Source organism: Legionella qingyii (assembly GCF_003184185.1).
The window spans coordinates 92,261-106,864 of record NZ_QHJG01000003.1 but is presented as its reverse complement, the minus strand read 5'-3'; the positions used below and the strand labels follow the sequence as shown (position 1 = coordinate 106,864).

The window sequence follows — 14,604 nt, the reverse complement described above, 5'->3', positions numbered from 1 at the left end:
GGGGTTAACACAGAAATAAAAGATCTTATTAATTTTCTGTTATTATATTGCAAGTTCGATTTTTATGCCTGACAAAATCTATTAATTTCATGATACTACTAAAAAATGAGTTTTGTTTGGTTTAAAAAGTCCAACTAACATTGATTAACAACTAAAGGAACCCTATTCATGATCAATGAGCTAATACAACAATTTTCCACACAAATACAAACTTTTTTATATATCATGATGATTATCAATGGTATTTTACATTTGATTTTTGCTGGTGCGGTAGCCCACGATGCAGGAAATATGAATCGAACGGGGCAAAAACCAGTCTTAGTTTCTGCTGCTACCTGGGCATTCGCGACATTGATAGGAGGTGTTTTCACGGCAACAATTTATTGGCTACTCCACCACTCCACAATCACGAGACCCACAATAAGAGAGATTCGTTATGACCAACCCTAATATTAAAACAATTGATGTACATCAACTAAAAAAAATGATGGAGAACGATCCCAATCTTTGTTTAATTGATGTTAGAGAATTGGAAGAATGGCAAGAATTCCATATTGCTAGGGCAATCCACATCCCTAAAGATCTCATTACATCTTCTATTGCAGATCAATTTCCTAATAAAAATCAACCCATTTATTTACACTGCAAAGGGGGTGTTCGATCTTTATTTGCCGCACAATCCTTAATAGATTTAGGATATCAAGAAGTGTATTCAGTAGATGGTGGTATTATTGATTGGGCTATGTCGGGTTACCCCATAGAACACCAAAAGAAAATATCAGAGCCACAATTATAATTCGAGAACTTATCCTAGTTTGATGCAGCGAAGGAGTTCCGAAAAATAAGGCCCCACTTCACTGCACCTGGTTACTCTTAGTAAACCAATACCGATTAAAGGCTGCCATTGGCAAAAAGAGTTTTGCTGATAGGCTCCATAGAGTCTTTACTATTAGGAGCACCCAACTCAGGTGGGGTCTTATCTGAAAACATTCTTGCACGATTTTTTATATCAGAGTCTTTTACCAACTGTTGTTCCTTTGTCTGATCAATCTCTTTAGCCCTGTAGTCCGCTACTTTTTTTACCAAATCTTGCAGCACTTTTTCTACTTTATAATCCTTAATTTTTTTACTTGAAAAAGGCTGTTTACTGGGGGGGAGATAACCTTTTCTTGGATCTGAGTCTATATACACTTGTGCATGCATAAAATTACTCAAAGCATCATACATATCAATCAAATCTTTAGAGTCTGGGAAATTGTCCAGAGTAAGATTGAGGGATGTTGTTAATGCATTATATAGAGTACTGTTTTCGGGAGCCAAAAAATATGGAGTTACAGTTCCTTGATAACTTTTATGAATTTGAGCACGAATATAGAATGCTGCTGCATTAAGTACACGTGTTTTATCATCTTTAATGTCGGATTGTTCAAGACAGCTGAGAATCGCACGTAAGTATTTACACTGAATAGCTCGTTCAGGATGGCTAATGGAAAGAAGCCTTAATGACTTAGGTATGTCTTTTTCATCCAAGCTATGACTTTTTAATTCAGTTGCAATACTCTCCCTAATGTATTTTGCCAATTTAGCATATTCGACATACTGAAAACCCATTTCTGTTCTCCTTAAACTCCATGAATCGGGATTAGTAAAATTTACTCCAACGCGAAGTTTAAACTAATTCATAAAGCCAGTCATGTAATTTCCTTTTACTCCTTAATTAATTTTTAATCTATAAAAGTCAATAACATAGAGTATATAAGTTCGATTATGTACTCATGAAATAAATTCTTCTCTCCGCACCTCCGCCCAATGTTGAAGACATTTTAAAATGGATAAAATCTTTAAATTTACCTTTTTGATTGCATTTTTATGCCCTGTTGATTAATTTACCTCTTTTATTCCGCATCAGGATAAGCTATGAAAAAATACCTCTGTTCCATTTTTCTTTTTCTAAATTGTCTCAACACATATGCGCAAATTCATCAACCCAAATTGATTGTGCAACTGGTAATCGATCAATTGCGTGGTGATTTAATCTTTCAACATCAGCAACAATTTGGGAATGGAGGATTTAATTATTTATTAAATCATGCCATTGATTATCATAATACGCATCACCCACATGCCAATACAACTACGTGTGCAGGACATGCTACTGTTGCAACGGGCAGTTTTCCAGCCCTACACGGCGTTGTTAATAACGAATGGTATGACCGAAAATCACGGCAAATGGTCTATTGCATGGAAGATTTAAAAACTAATATATTGCAAACACCTCATACACGTATTGTTATTCCAGGACGCTCGCCTAGGAATTTATATGTCTCAACGTTAAGCGATGAAGTCGTACTCTCCCAAAAAGGACGTGTTTTTGGTGTTTCTTTAAAAGATCGTTCGGCAATAACTCTTGCGGGCCATACGGGTAAAGCGTATTGGTTTGACACAACCAATGGTGGTTTTATTACCAGTACTTACTACTATAGCCAATACCCTCAATGGGTTAATAATTGGAATAAAAATTATCATCCACAAGACTACGATTGGTATCTTAGCCGTTCTAAATCTGAATATATAAATGCTAATTCCCCTGTTTTCCATCATGAGGATGAGCTTTTTGGTCAAACCTTTCCACATCATATAACTCAAGCTCCTAGCCCCGAATACTTTAAATCATTGTCTCGAACACCTAAAGCAGATCAATTAACCGCAGATTTTGCAGAACGACTTTTAACTGAAGAGCGATTAGGACAATCTTCTGGAAAAACTGATTATTTGGGTATTAGCTTCTCTGGCGTTGATGCGATTGGCCATCAATTTGGCCCCAATAGCCTTGAATCAGAAGATAATTTGTTAGAATTAGACAAAACTCTGGCACATCTTTTTGCAGTTATTGACAAACAAGTAGGACTCAACAACACGCTTATAGTACTTACTGCAGATCATGGTGTAAATGATGGACCAACCTATCTCAAAGCGCATCATATGGATGAAATTAATCCCATTAATATCCCGCAAATGGAACAATACATTCGTGCCACATTAAAAGAGCGGTACGCGCTTCCAGAACAAACACTAATGTCGATTACCCCGCCGTATATCTATCTAAATCATAAGATAATAGATAAACATAAAATAGAACTGAATGAGGTACAACGTTATCTTGCGCGTGCGTTAACCCTGCAACCAGGAATATTCAAAGCATATGCATTGCCAATTAGAGATATTGAACAAGATTGGCTTACCGCTAAAGTTAATAAAATGTATTTTCCAGATCGGTCTGGAGATCTTTACCTCATTCAACCCCCAAATCAATCATATGGTACTAAAGGTAAAGATCGCGTTGCTCATGGCAGTCCTTGGCAATATGACAGTTATGTCCCTTTACTATTTGTCCATCCGGATTTTAAAGCGCAACGTATATTTCGTTCGACTTACACCACGGACATTGCCCCTACTTTATCTGCGGTACTGATGATAAGAAATCCATCTGCAGCTACCGGACACCCCTTACAGGAAGTAGTATCTGCTTTTAATTAAAAATATAGCCCTGGATCTACATCACTACACCCAGGGCTAAATTTTAACTATAGAAATCAGCTAAACTTATATTATAGAATTTATGGATTTTATCGCTCTATAAACCAGGGCTATTATAAGTAAATCCTAATTTAAAGATTGAATTTAACGCAAAAAACCTTTAGTATTTGCACGAAATTTCTAACGATATCATCATGAACAAACAAGCGATAATTATTGGGATTTCAGGCCCTTCTGCATCAGGTAAAAGTCTTTTAGCGAATACGATCGTTAATGAACTTGGCTCGGAACAAGTAGTAGTTATTTCTGAAGATGCCTACTATAAAGATAATGGCCATTTGCCTTTCCCTGAAAGAGAAAAAATAAACTACGATCACCCTGACTCTTTTGATCATACTTTGCTTTGCGAACATTTACGACAATTAAGAGATGGTAGACCAGTTGAAATTCCAATTTATTCTCACTCCAAGCACATGCGTTTGCCTGAAACCAGAACAGTGGGACAACATGCCATTATTATCCTTGAAGGTATTTTACTCTTTAGCGATAAAGAGTTACGCGAAATAATGGATATCCGAATTTTTATGTCCACTCCGCTCGATGTGTGTTTAACCCGACGTTTAAAAAGAGATGTGGTTGAACGACATAGAACCTTTGAATCAGTAGTTCATCAATATGAAACAACAGTACGCCCCATGTACTTGCAGTTTATTGAACCATCCAGTCGCTATGCAGACATTATTGTTCCTCGCGGAGGAGAAAACAGGATTGCTATTGAAATGATTCAGGCTAAGATGCGTGAATTGTTAGCATTGCATACTAATCAATGAGCGTTCAATATGAAAATATAAGTTTATTTTTCATATCGAATTTAATTATTTAAACTGGATCCCGTATAAATGCTAACATTTTATGGGATAACATTCGTTTAGCGATATAAAAGACATTAAAATGCCTTTTGTACCGGACTCATGTTAATTAATTGAGGAGAGAATGGTGGGATTTTTAGCGGGTAAAAAAGCACTCATTATCGGGCTGGCTAGCAATAGATCTATTGCTTATGGTATTGCCAAAGCATTTCATGAGCAAGGAGCCGAATTAGCGTTTACTTATCAAAATGAACGTTTACAAGACCGTGTGGAAACAATGGCAGCTGAATTCAATTCATCACTGACCTTTCCTTGTGATGTGGCTCATGATGAGGAAATCAAAGCCCTTTTTTCAAATCTCCGCAAGCATTGGGATCACTTGGATATCTTAATTCATTCAGTAGCTTATGCTCCAGCTGATCAAATTAGTGGAGATTTTGTAGAATCTTGCACTCGTGAAGGCTTTAGAATTGCTCATGATATCAGTGCATACAGTCTAATAGGTCTGGCGCAAGCTGCTTTACCTATGATGGAAGGTACTGAAGGTTCTCTGTTAACCCTAAGTTACTATGGCGCCGAAAAAGCAGTACCTAACTATAATGTTATGGGTGTTGCCAAGGCAAGCCTTGAAGCTTCTGTACGTTATTTAGCTTCAAGCCTAGGTTCTAAAGGCATTCGAATTAATGCTATATCTGCAGGACCAATCAAAACACTTGCTGCGGCTGGAATTAAAGATTTCCGGAAAATTCAAAATGCCTATGCTAATATTACCCCGCTCCACAGAAACGTTACAATTGAGGAAGTTGGCAATACTGCAGCATTTTTATGCTCTAAATTAGCGTCAGGAATTACCGGCGAAGTAGTACATGTTGATGCAGGATATCATGCCGTATCTACTATGAGTGATATCAGTTAAGTTTTTTCGACCTCTCCTACAATCAGGGGAGGTCTACTTCTCTGAATACAGGTTTTCATTCTGTAAAACTCCAAATCTAGTCAACCAATGAGCCAAATTTTAAAATACCCTGACCTCAAGTTTCTCAAGAGCAAAATTCGCTAGTTCATTATATCTAACAGCTAAATGCCATTTTATGAATATTTAGAAACTTATTCATTTTAACTATTTCATATTTATAAGCTATTCTTTATACACGTACCTGAATAAAAATCGTCCTGTATCAAATGGTCAGACAGATTCTATTTCTTTGGACTCTCGCTATAATAAGCTCTATAGCCATAGGCGCTCCTTTTTCTATAAACAATTTGGTTAAGGTCACTCCGGAAAATGATAATCAGTGCGTGCGATACTACCTGTATAAAGATGTCCTTTATTGTAATTCGACAACCGATTATGAGCCCATAGATCCGCAAATAAAGAACTATGAAAAATTAAAAATTGCATTTGATGAACGTCCATGGCAAATGGCTTGGGGCAATAAGAATTCAATTGGGACAACAATCGAATACATTCCTGCTGGTGATCGTAATGATGTTTCTGTCCAGGTAGCGTGCTATCTCTGGAGCCGATTTACCACCCGCACACAGAAGAACATAGTGAGCTCGTCCACCAATATTCGTATTTTTCATAAGGCGAAGGCGCTGCAATTCGGAGCACTCAGATTCAGTTAAGGATATCCTTATCATTATTTACACTTCAATTTATTAAAACGTGTGCCAAAGGTACATTATTTCTATGATTTGCACTGGATATTTAATGAGGGCTGCTTATTAAATTTTATTCGTGGCAGAAAACAACAGTATTTCTATGGTACAACAGAGTATTGGATTGGCTTAGTTGATAATATACCGTTTTGCTTTGTTCTCTCGGATATTTACAAGCAGATCAAAAGTTATCCGATGTTCATAGAAGTAATTTGTCACCCTCAGGTCATACCATTGGTCTTGATTTTGGTATAGGAAATATAAAATATTTAGGCCAAGGCCTCGCTGCACCAACGTTAATTGAATTTGTCAGTTTTTATAACAAATCTGTTGATCCTCTGGCGGATACTTTTTTTATTGATCCCGATAAGAATAATCCTCGAGCGAAACATGTTTATAGCAAGGCAGGATTTATAGAGGTAGATAATTATGCCCCACAGAGGGTGCCTTTATAGGACAAACAACCGATTTAATGGTAAAGAAAATATAATCCTTCGGATTGGGTTGTTCTTGTCCATTAGAATACTTATCCAACTATCCCCCTATTCTTCTGATACACATAATTCATAGATTCATGTGTCCAACCACCTGCCATTTCGATCATAGACTTTACGTCTATACTTTAAATATGCCAATACACGTTCAGTTTAAAAATGATTATATTAATGGATCCCAATGACGATGCCGTAAATTATCATGGTAGTAATCTTGCCAAAAAATATAACGAAAAAATTGGGAAATTTACGGAACAACCTTCAAAGGACCTGCTTAAAGAGGAAACCAGAATCACTTGCTTTGGACATGCCTCTCAGAAACAGTTTGGAGAACAATTGCTCTCCCCCGAGGCCTTTGCAGAAAATCTCATAAAACATGGTTTGTCCAAAGATAAAGAGGTTACCATTGATTTAATAGGTTGTGAGATTGGTTTTCTACAGAATAATCAAAACTACGCAACTAAGGTAGCCAAATATCTTTATGAGAAAAATTATCTAAACATCACGATTAAAGCAGTCAATGATCTGGCTATAAAAGAAAAAGCCAGCGGAATGAAATTACTTCCAAATTTTGATAAATCGATCACTGTTAGATATTTACCTGCAAGACAAAAGAATGCCTATGATGCAGAAATGAAAAAAGCAACAGATCCTATTGAAAGAAGAATAAATGATATAAGGACGGAACTAAAACAATTACAAACTCAAACTGCTGGGGCAAACAGTATGGAATTAGAAAAGCGTATAGGTAGCCTTCGTTCTGAATTGTACAAACTCATGATAAATAGAACGAATATTGAAACGCATATTAATGATAAATACTACCAGGATTCCAGCAGATATCCTGATATAAGAGTTGCTCTGGATAGCAATCAAAACTATTGCATCACTCCTAATTCATTTAAATTAGAAGAATCTCTTTCAGCAGCAAGAAAACAAGCTCTTATTATTGTTAACAATAGAATTGCCGAGTTGGAAATTGAAAAGCATTCAGTAAAGGACAGTTGGGTACCGGATTTCATTCTTGGTATCGAGACTAAAGATAAGAAATTAAGTGATTTATATTCGCTTCGTGATGAAGTTCTTAAACCAGATTCCACCCTTAAAAACAGCGTTGTGGCTCTTTTAACCAATGAAGTATGTGCAACTAAGAGAACCAAAGCAGCATTACTGGAATTGAAAGGTATTTGTGATCAAAATGATGAGTTTCAAGCTGAAAGTCCTAAACTTAAGTAGATGGTGATCCTATGATGATGCTGATAATAGATAATGAAATAAATAAAGACTTTGTGAAGTCTCTCTCGAAAGAACAGCCTGAATCAAACATTGTTGTTTATAAACAAGGCTATGTATTGAATGAGCAGATTAAGGATAATAAGTTATTCATTGTTGATTTAATGGCCGACATTCCTAATGTTCATCATTTATTTCCAGATTTATTAGCACATGAATTAATCATCAATAAATTACCCGCATCTATTACCGATATTTATTTGATAGTAACCTTTTTTGATAACGTAACGATAACTTCTTTTGCAAATCGTCTTGCCTCTGCTCTTAGAGAAGAATATAAATTAAAAATATCGGTACATGTTCTTGCCAGATTGGGCCATGATCAAACGAAACTGAGCTTCAAGCATCACAATGGCTTATGGAAAGTATATGGAGAAAATAATAAAACTGAGTTAACTGATCAAGGAATAAACCAACCCATCTGGGAGGGCACGACGCTTATGACTTATCTGGATCATCAAGAACAAATCTATACAGGGGTTTCTTTTGCTTGGTCATTTCAAGCTGGAATGTAAGTATTTTTGTAACGCAACAGCCAGATGTAAGTTTAGAATTCGTACTGCATTGATTCATTCATAACTAAGCAGCCCTCATTAAATATCCAGTGCAAATCATAGAAATAATGTACCCTTGGCACACGTTTTAATAAATTGAAGTGTAAAGAATGATAAGGATATCCTTAACTGAATCTGAGTGCTCCGAATTGCAGCGCCTTCGCCTTATAAAAAATACGAATATTGGTGAACGAGCTCACTATGTTTTTCTGTCTGCGGGTGGTAAATCGGCTCCAGAGATAGCACGCTACCTGGACAGAAACATCATTACGATACGACTATGGCTTAACCGCTATTTGCAAGAAGGGCCAGCAGGTTTAAGAACTAGAAAGCCACCGGGTCGCACAGCGCAAAAAGCCCCTGCTATTGAAGGCCAGCTTGAAGAATTACTCAGCCAGTCCCTCAAGACTACGGTTATCAAGAAGCGGGTTGGTAAATCAATGTATTGAAAGACAGGTTCAGCAAACAAGGCTTATGAGTGTGATAACACTATTGTCAAATCGCTCAATCGTCTGGGCTATGTTTATAAACGTTTTTCTAAGACATTACCTAAAAATGCCCCTTGTGTAGAAGAAAAAAAATCTCGTATTAATGAGATTGTTGAGTCGATTGAGCAAAACAATCCGTCAGACATCGAAGTCTTGTTTTTGGATGAAACACATTTTTCAAATCAACCTTATGTCAAAAGTAGTTCATACGGAAAAATGCCGCTGGGGGAAAACAATTTTTGGTGCTTTAAACATGCGAACAAGTCGCGTTTACTGGAAGCAAGCAGATAAAGGCAATAGTACCCAATTTATCATGTTTTTACGCCAGTTACATAAAGCCAACCCTGAAAAAAAAATGGTTAAAAAATTTAAAAAATAGTGAGCAATTAAAAGCGACTAAAAATCAGAATAATGTAACAGATTAGCGAAGTTTTGGGGCATTGGGCTCAAAATCTTCGGTTTCAGCAGGTGTATCAATAGGATCTAAAGGATTTTTCTGGTTCATCAGTTGCGCAGGCAGAACTGTTGCACCCACGCGAGTATTAGTAAGAACTTCCATTTCATGTCGAGTATCGATTGGATCATAAGAAATTCTCCCGATCTCATCTAATTCCTTTTTAGTATCGATAGGATCATAATTAATTTCATCGTTACTCAATTTTTCTTGAGTATCGAGCTTTTTAATTTCATGCCATTTAGACTTTTTCATAATATGCTCAAAAGAACGGTTTAAATATATTATAGCATGATGCCAATCCCATGGGATGTAGAAGGAAGAAATTGATTACTCAATTTCCCCTGTATTTTTATATACTTTATCCAACGCCTTTAATGACTCCAGCAAGGGTTTCATTTTAGCCAAAGGCCAACTGTTAGGACCATCACTCAAGGCCTTATCTGGATCAGGATGAGTTTCCATAAACAATCCTGAAATACCTGCAGCTACTGCAGCACGAGCAAGAACAGGAACAAACTCGCGTTGTCCACCTGAAACCCCATTATTTCCTCCCGGCAACTGCACCGAATGCGTTGCATCATAGACAACAGGACAACCAGTTTCTCGCATAATGGCTAAAGAACGCATATCAGAAACCAAATTATTATATCCAAAACTTACACCACGCTCACATGCCATAATCTGCTCATTACCGCATGCCTTTGCCTTGGCAATCACGTGTTTCATTTCCCAAGGAGCTAAAAATTGCCCTTTTTTGATATTAACAGGCTTATTCATCGATGCTACTTTCTGGATAAAATTAGTCTGTCTGCATAGAAACGCTGGAGTTTGTAACACATCCACAACACTCGATACCTCCAACAATGGAGTATCTTCATGAACATCAGTTAAAACAGGAACACCCACCTGATTTTTTACTTTTTCTAAAATAGATAATCCTTTTTCAAAACCAGGGCCTCTGTAACTGGATATAGAAGAACGGTTTGCTTTATCAAACGAAGATTTATATATAAAAGGAATCTGCAATTGCTTGCAGATTTCCTTTAAATAACCCGCGGTTTCCAAAGCCAGTTCTTCACTTTCAATGACGCACGGTCCAGCAATTAAAAATAAAGGCTTATCTATACCTACTTCAAATCCACATAATTTCATTCTTGATTGTTTCCTTGATGTTTTTTGCGAGCAGCAAGTACAAATTGCTTAAACAGTGGATGACTTGCTCTTGGAGTCGATGTAAATTCTGGATGAAACTGGCATGCCAAAAACCAGGGATGATCGGATAATTCTATCATTTCAACCAAAGAATTATCTGCTGAACGTCCGGAGATAATCAACCCATGTTCAACCAAGCTTTCTACATATTTATTATTAACCTCATAACGATGACGATGGCGCTCTATTATTTGAGGTTTTTCATAAACGTTACGTGCCAATGTACCCTCTGCTAATTGGCACATTTGCGCCCCTAAACGCATTGTACCACCTAAATCACCATGTTCATCACGAAGTTTTTTTGAACCATCCGCATCCATCCACTCATTAATTAATCCAAGGACAGGATATGGGGTATTTTTGTTAAATTCAGTAGAATTTGCTTCTTTTAAACCAACAACATTTCTGGCAAATTCGATAACTGCGGTTTGCATTCCCAAACAAATTCCCAAGAAAGGAACTTTATGCTCTCGAGCATATTGGATAGCTTTAATTTTACCTTCAACACCACGCTCCCCAAAACCGCCTGGGACAAGAATCGCATCAATACCTTCTAAAAGCGAAGCACCGTGAGTTTCAATTAACTCAGCATCCAAATAAACAATTTCGACTTTTGTTTGAGTATGAAGTCCAGCGTGCAGTAAAGCCTCATTAATCGATTTATATGCATCATTCAATTCAATATATTTTCCGACCATAGCAATTTTTACAGTCGCGGTTTGAACGGCACTCATTGCCACAACACGATCCCACTCACTTAAATCGGCAGGTTTTACATCAAGTCCCAATTTTTTCACAACAATTTCATCGAGTCCGTGCTCATGCAATATTCTTGGAATTTGATAAATACTCGGCGCATCTTCGAGCGAAATAACCCCTTCTTTTTCCACATTGGTAAATAATGCAATTTTTGCTCTATCTGACATAGGCAAAGCTTTTTCTGAGCGGCAAATCAAAATATCCGGCTGAATACCTATAGAACGCAATTCCTTTACTGAGTGCTGGGTTGGCTTTGTTTTCGTCTCACCAGAAGTGGCAATATAAGGCACTAACGTCAGATGTATGAATAAAGTTCTTTGGGAACCTAATTCAACTCGCATTTGACGAATTGCTTCAAGAAAAGGCAATGATTCGATATCACCTACAGTTCCACCAATTTCAACCATTGCCACATCGAAACCATCAGCACCCAATTTAATGCATCGTTTGATTTCATTAGTAATATGGGGAATGACCTGAACCGTTCCGCCTAAATAATCCCCTCTTCTTTCTTTTTTAATGACATTTTCATAAATTTTCCCTGAAGTAAAATTATTACGTTTTGTCATAGTTGAATTTACGAAACGCTCATAATGCCCCAAATCCAGATCTGTTTCTGCACCATCATTGGTCACAAAAACTTCCCCATGCTGGAATGGACTCATGGTTCCAGGATCAACATTAATATAGGGATCAAGCTTAATCAGTGTTACTTTAAGACCACGTGCCTCGAGAACTGCAGCGAGCGACGCAGCTGCAATGCCCTTTCCTAAGGAAGATACCACACCACCTGTAATAAAAATAAAATTTGTCATAATTGACCTTGTATCCTGCTAATTAAGTACTGTTCAGTAGAGAAATAGAGAATTCGGATTCCATTGTAGCTTGGGTGCAGCGTAACGGAACTTGGATTTATTAAGACCCGGGTTCCGTTACGCTGCACCCAGGCTACAATATACCGTGGCTACAAACGAATCAAAACACTGACCTAAGTTATCGCCAATAAATGCCCCATTTTCTCTTTCTTAGTTTTTAAATATCTGTGACTTTCCTTAGTAGGTTCTATTTCTAAAGGCACTCTCTCCATAACCTTTACTCCATAACATTCAACAGCAGCAATTTTTGATGGATTATTGGTTAATAATCTTATTGCATCAATACCAAAATATTTAATTATTTGATAGGCAACTGCATAATTTCTGCTGTCTGCAGGAAGACCTAGTTGATGATTCGCATCAACGGTATCCCAACCTTGCTCCTGCAAGGCATAAGCTTTTAGTTTATTTGCTAAACCAATTCCTCGCCCTTCCTGGCGTAAATAGATTAAAACACCACCCTCAGCCGCAATCAGGGACAAAGACTGTTCCAATTGATTGCCACAATCGCACTTACAAGAGCCAAAAATATCACCTGTAATACATTCCGAATGAATACGCACTAGAGGCGCGCGATTAGCAAATATAGGCGGCTTCACCAATGCAAAATGTTCTGCACAATCAAGTTCATTTGCAAAAACAGTCATATTAAAATCACCTTTGTCTTGCAAAGGAATACGTGTTGAAGCAGCCGCTTTGACTAACATTTCATGACGAATTCGATATTCTATCAAATCTTTAATCGTTACCAGAGGAATATTATATTTTTCGGAAAATGCAACCAATTCATCACGTCTACTCATGGTGCCATCTTCGTTAATAATTTCACAAATTACAGCGGCAGGAGTTAAACCAGCGAGTTTTGCTAAGTCAACACTACCCTCTGTCTGTCCAGGACGTTCTAAAACGCCTTTTTTCTTGGCACGCAAAGGAAAAACATGTCCTGGAGAAATAACATCAGTAGGGCCACTCTCAGCAGCAATTGCGACTTTAATAGTCTGAGCCCTATCTTTAGCGGAAATACCTGTTGATACACCTTCTGCGGCCTCAATAGATACAGTAAATGCAGTACCATAAGGAGACCTATTGTTTTGCGCCATCATTGGTAATTGTAATTTATCAATTAGTTCATCAGCCATAGACAAGCAGATCAAACCACAACCATGACGAGACATAAAATTAATTACTTCTGGCGTTGCATAATCAGCGGCTACAACCAGATCCCCTTCATTTTCCCTATCTTCATCATCCATTAAAATAACCATTTTACCGGCTTTGAGTGTTTCCACTGCGTGTTCTATTGTAGCTAATGAATACTTCATAACGCGACCTCATTTGATCCAGTGTTCATTTAATCCTCCAGCCAATCCAGACATGCTATCATATTGTCGCCCATAGCATGCCAAGAAATAGTATGCGCTCGGTCAAATATCCCACTCTGCTGGTATGCTGAAATTGCATCGTGCTCCAAAATACTTGGAACAATATATAAATAAGTTCGATGAACTAACCTTTCTTGGTGCAGTGCACTAAAAAGGGCCCCTCCTGCTTCAACCCAAACATCATGATATCCCTGCTCACCAAGATGGCTGATCACAGCATCTAAATCCATTACTCCATTTTTCATGGGCATGAAATGCAAAGTACTGTTAGGATAAGAAACTTCTCGCTCATTGCAATGATACACATGGCAATGAGCCGCGGTTGAAAAAATTATAGATTGTAGGCCAAGACTCAACTGCCTATCAATAATTGCAACAGGCTTTGCCTGTTCTTCCTGGCCTAAACGCACGTTCATCTTGGGATTATCCAGACCCACTGTTTTGGCAGTAGTAAGAATCACATCCGCGGCAGCACGCATTTGATGCGTGAACTCTTCACATAAAGCATTCGACAAAATAACACGCTCCCCTACCGAGCGTCCAATTTTACCATTTAGCGTTTGCGCAATTTTCACTGTTACTCTTGGCTTTTTGGTTACAGTCCAGTAGGAGTAACTTTTATAAAATTCGGTAATTTCATCTACAGGATAATGCGTCACCTTAATTCCATGGGCACGTAATTTTTCTGAGGAATTATTTTTAGCTACAACTGGATTAGGATCCAAATAAGCAAAAACAACTTCCTCCACTCCATGATTAATAATCGCATCAACACAAGGTGGTGTTCTTCCCCAATGATTACATGGCTCAAGAGAAATATATAGACAAACCCCTGGCATTTTAGGAGGAATCTGTGTTAACAATAATTGTTCTGCATGCGGAGTCCCTGCACCTCCATGACTTGCTTGTGCTATAATATTTCCATTTTGCACAGCAACCGCGCCAACACAGGGATTAGGGGCGCAATGGCCTTGTCCAATCCGGGCCTGTTCAAGTGCTGCGAGCAAAAACTTTTTGTGCAT

At 37.7% G+C, this 14,604-nt stretch carries 17 protein-coding genes; 11 read left to right on the top strand and 6 right to left on the bottom strand.

Annotation, left to right across the window (positions count from 1 at the left end):
• Positions 1-168 precede the first annotated feature (168 nt).
• Together DGG96_RS02535 and DGG96_RS02530 are read left to right on the top strand one after the other, a co-directional pair.
• Positions 169-450: a hypothetical protein gene (locus tag DGG96_RS02535; RefSeq protein ID WP_058467828.1), complete on the top strand. Its 282-nt coding sequence runs from the start codon at positions 169-171 to the stop codon at positions 448-450.
• A complete protein-coding gene (locus tag DGG96_RS02530; protein ID WP_110141449.1) occupies positions 437-796 on the top strand; it encodes a rhodanese-like domain-containing protein in 360 nt (119 codons plus the stop codon). The genes DGG96_RS02535 and DGG96_RS02530 overlap by 14 nt, the downstream gene beginning before the upstream one ends.
• Before the next feature lie 95 nt (positions 797-891).
• Here DGG96_RS02530 and DGG96_RS02525 read toward each other — a convergent pair whose 3' ends face one another.
• The gene (locus DGG96_RS02525) at positions 892-1,611 is read right to left on the bottom strand and encodes a hypothetical protein (protein ID WP_110141448.1); all 720 of its coding nucleotides are present in this window, start codon (positions 1,609-1,611) and stop codon (positions 892-894) included.
• A gap of 306 nt (positions 1,612-1,917) precedes the next feature.
• Between DGG96_RS02525 and DGG96_RS02520 the strand changes: the two genes are divergently transcribed.
• The 9 genes from DGG96_RS02520 to DGG96_RS02480 all read left to right on the top strand — a co-directional run bounded on the left by DGG96_RS02520 (position 1,918) and on the right by DGG96_RS02480 (position 9,276).
• Positions 1,918-3,537: an alkaline phosphatase family protein gene (locus DGG96_RS02520; RefSeq protein WP_110141447.1), complete on the top strand. Its 1,620-nt coding sequence runs from the start codon at positions 1,918-1,920 to the stop codon at positions 3,535-3,537.
• A 194-nt stretch (positions 3,538-3,731) separates the two neighbouring features.
• Positions 3,732-4,367 (top strand): uridine kinase, encoded by a 636-nt coding sequence (gene udk / locus DGG96_RS02515; protein WP_110141446.1) that lies wholly within the window; start codon positions 3,732-3,734, stop codon positions 4,365-4,367.
• A gap of 163 nt (positions 4,368-4,530) precedes the next feature.
• Positions 4,531-5,322, top strand: coding sequence for an enoyl-ACP reductase FabI (locus DGG96_RS02510; RefSeq protein ID WP_110141445.1), 792 nt, complete (start codon positions 4,531-4,533; stop codon positions 5,320-5,322).
• 266 nt (positions 5,323-5,588) lie between these two features.
• Positions 5,589-6,035 carry a hypothetical protein gene (locus DGG96_RS02505; protein WP_205872612.1) on the top strand — a complete coding sequence of 149 codons (447 nt, stop codon included), beginning with the start codon at positions 5,589-5,591 and terminating at the stop codon, positions 6,033-6,035.
• A gap of 182 nt (positions 6,036-6,217) precedes the next feature.
• The gene (locus DGG96_RS02500; RefSeq protein ID WP_199739183.1) at positions 6,218-6,523 is read left to right on the top strand and encodes a GNAT family N-acetyltransferase; all 306 of its coding nucleotides are present in this window, start codon (positions 6,218-6,220) and stop codon (positions 6,521-6,523) included.
• 210 nt (positions 6,524-6,733) lie between these two features.
• Positions 6,734-7,798, top strand: coding sequence for a hypothetical protein (locus DGG96_RS02495; RefSeq protein WP_110141444.1), 1,065 nt, complete (start codon positions 6,734-6,736; stop codon positions 7,796-7,798).
• Positions 7,799-7,809: 11 nt separating this feature from the next.
• Positions 7,810-8,370 (top strand): hypothetical protein, encoded by a 561-nt coding sequence (locus DGG96_RS02490; protein ID WP_110141443.1) that lies wholly within the window; start codon positions 7,810-7,812, stop codon positions 8,368-8,370.
• A gap of 149 nt (positions 8,371-8,519) precedes the next feature.
• On the top strand, positions 8,520-8,858 hold the full coding sequence (locus DGG96_RS02485; RefSeq protein WP_110141442.1) for a helix-turn-helix domain-containing protein: 339 nt from the start codon (positions 8,520-8,522) through the stop codon (positions 8,856-8,858).
• Between the two features lie 202 nt (positions 8,859-9,060).
• Complete coding sequence (locus tag DGG96_RS02480) at positions 9,061-9,276, top strand: hypothetical protein (protein ID WP_133249324.1); 216 nt, start codon at positions 9,061-9,063, stop codon at positions 9,274-9,276.
• A gap of 42 nt (positions 9,277-9,318) precedes the next feature.
• Here DGG96_RS02480 and DGG96_RS02475 read toward each other — a convergent pair whose 3' ends face one another.
• From DGG96_RS02475 to ribD, 5 genes are all read right to left on the bottom strand, one after another.
• Positions 9,319-9,606 carry a hypothetical protein gene (locus tag DGG96_RS02475; protein ID WP_110141440.1) on the bottom strand — a complete coding sequence of 96 codons (288 nt, stop codon included), beginning with the start codon at positions 9,604-9,606 and terminating at the stop codon, positions 9,319-9,321.
• Between the two features lie 75 nt (positions 9,607-9,681).
• Positions 9,682-10,506, bottom strand: a complete 825-nt coding sequence (gene kdsA / locus DGG96_RS02470) for a 3-deoxy-8-phosphooctulonate synthase (RefSeq protein WP_110141439.1) — start codon at positions 10,504-10,506, stop codon at positions 9,682-9,684.
• Positions 10,503-12,140 carry a CTP synthase gene (locus DGG96_RS02465; RefSeq protein WP_110141438.1) on the bottom strand — a complete coding sequence of 546 codons (1,638 nt, stop codon included), beginning with the start codon at positions 12,138-12,140 and terminating at the stop codon, positions 10,503-10,505. The genes kdsA and DGG96_RS02465 overlap by 4 nt, the downstream gene beginning before the upstream one ends.
• Positions 12,141-12,313: 173 nt before the next feature.
• Entirely contained in the window at positions 12,314-13,522 is a 1,209-nt protein-coding gene (ribB, locus tag DGG96_RS02460; protein ID WP_110141437.1) for a 3,4-dihydroxy-2-butanone-4-phosphate synthase, read from the bottom strand.
• Between the two features lie 29 nt (positions 13,523-13,551).
• Entirely contained in the window at positions 13,552-14,604 is a 1,053-nt protein-coding gene (gene ribD / locus DGG96_RS02455) for a bifunctional diaminohydroxyphosphoribosylaminopyrimidine deaminase/5-amino-6-(5-phosphoribosylamino)uracil reductase RibD (RefSeq protein ID WP_110141436.1), read from the bottom strand.

Bases quoted from the DNA above. Each gene is read 5' to 3' on its own strand.
- kdsA (WP_110141439.1), bottom strand. From the start codon at position 10,506: ATGAAATTATGTGGATTTGAAGTAGGTATAGATAAGCCTTTATTTTTA.
- ribD (WP_110141436.1), bottom strand. From the start codon at position 14,604: ATGCACAAAAAGTTTTTGCTCGCAGCACTTGAACAGGCCCGGATTGGA.
- DGG96_RS02495 (WP_110141444.1), top strand. From the start codon at position 6,734: ATGGATCCCAATGACGATGCCGTAAATTATCATGGTAGTAATCTTGCC.
- DGG96_RS02505 (WP_205872612.1), top strand. From the start codon at position 5,589: ATGGTCAGACAGATTCTATTTCTTTGGACTCTCGCTATAATAAGCTCT.
- DGG96_RS02465 (WP_110141438.1), bottom strand. From the start codon at position 12,140: ATGACAAATTTTATTTTTATTACAGGTGGTGTGGTATCTTCCTTAGGA.
- DGG96_RS02535 (WP_058467828.1), top strand. From the start codon at position 169: ATGATCAATGAGCTAATACAACAATTTTCCACACAAATACAAACTTTT.
- ribB (WP_110141437.1), bottom strand. From the start codon at position 13,522: ATGAAGTATTCATTAGCTACAATAGAACACGCAGTGGAAACACTCAAA.
- udk (WP_110141446.1), top strand. From the start codon at position 3,732: ATGAACAAACAAGCGATAATTATTGGGATTTCAGGCCCTTCTGCATCA.
- DGG96_RS02475 (WP_110141440.1), bottom strand. From the start codon at position 9,606: ATGAAAAAGTCTAAATGGCATGAAATTAAAAAGCTCGATACTCAAGAA.
- DGG96_RS02510 (WP_110141445.1), top strand. From the start codon at position 4,531: ATGGTGGGATTTTTAGCGGGTAAAAAAGCACTCATTATCGGGCTGGCT.
- DGG96_RS02530 (WP_110141449.1), top strand. From the start codon at position 437: ATGACCAACCCTAATATTAAAACAATTGATGTACATCAACTAAAAAAA.
- DGG96_RS02520 (WP_110141447.1), top strand. From the start codon at position 1,918: ATGAAAAAATACCTCTGTTCCATTTTTCTTTTTCTAAATTGTCTCAAC.
- DGG96_RS02525 (WP_110141448.1), bottom strand. From the start codon at position 1,611: ATGGGTTTTCAGTATGTCGAATATGCTAAATTGGCAAAATACATTAGG.
- DGG96_RS02490 (WP_110141443.1), top strand. From the start codon at position 7,810: ATGATGATGCTGATAATAGATAATGAAATAAATAAAGACTTTGTGAAG.
- DGG96_RS02480 (WP_133249324.1), top strand. From the start codon at position 9,061: ATGAAACACATTTTTCAAATCAACCTTATGTCAAAAGTAGTTCATACG.
- DGG96_RS02485 (WP_110141442.1), top strand. From the start codon at position 8,520: ATGATAAGGATATCCTTAACTGAATCTGAGTGCTCCGAATTGCAGCGC.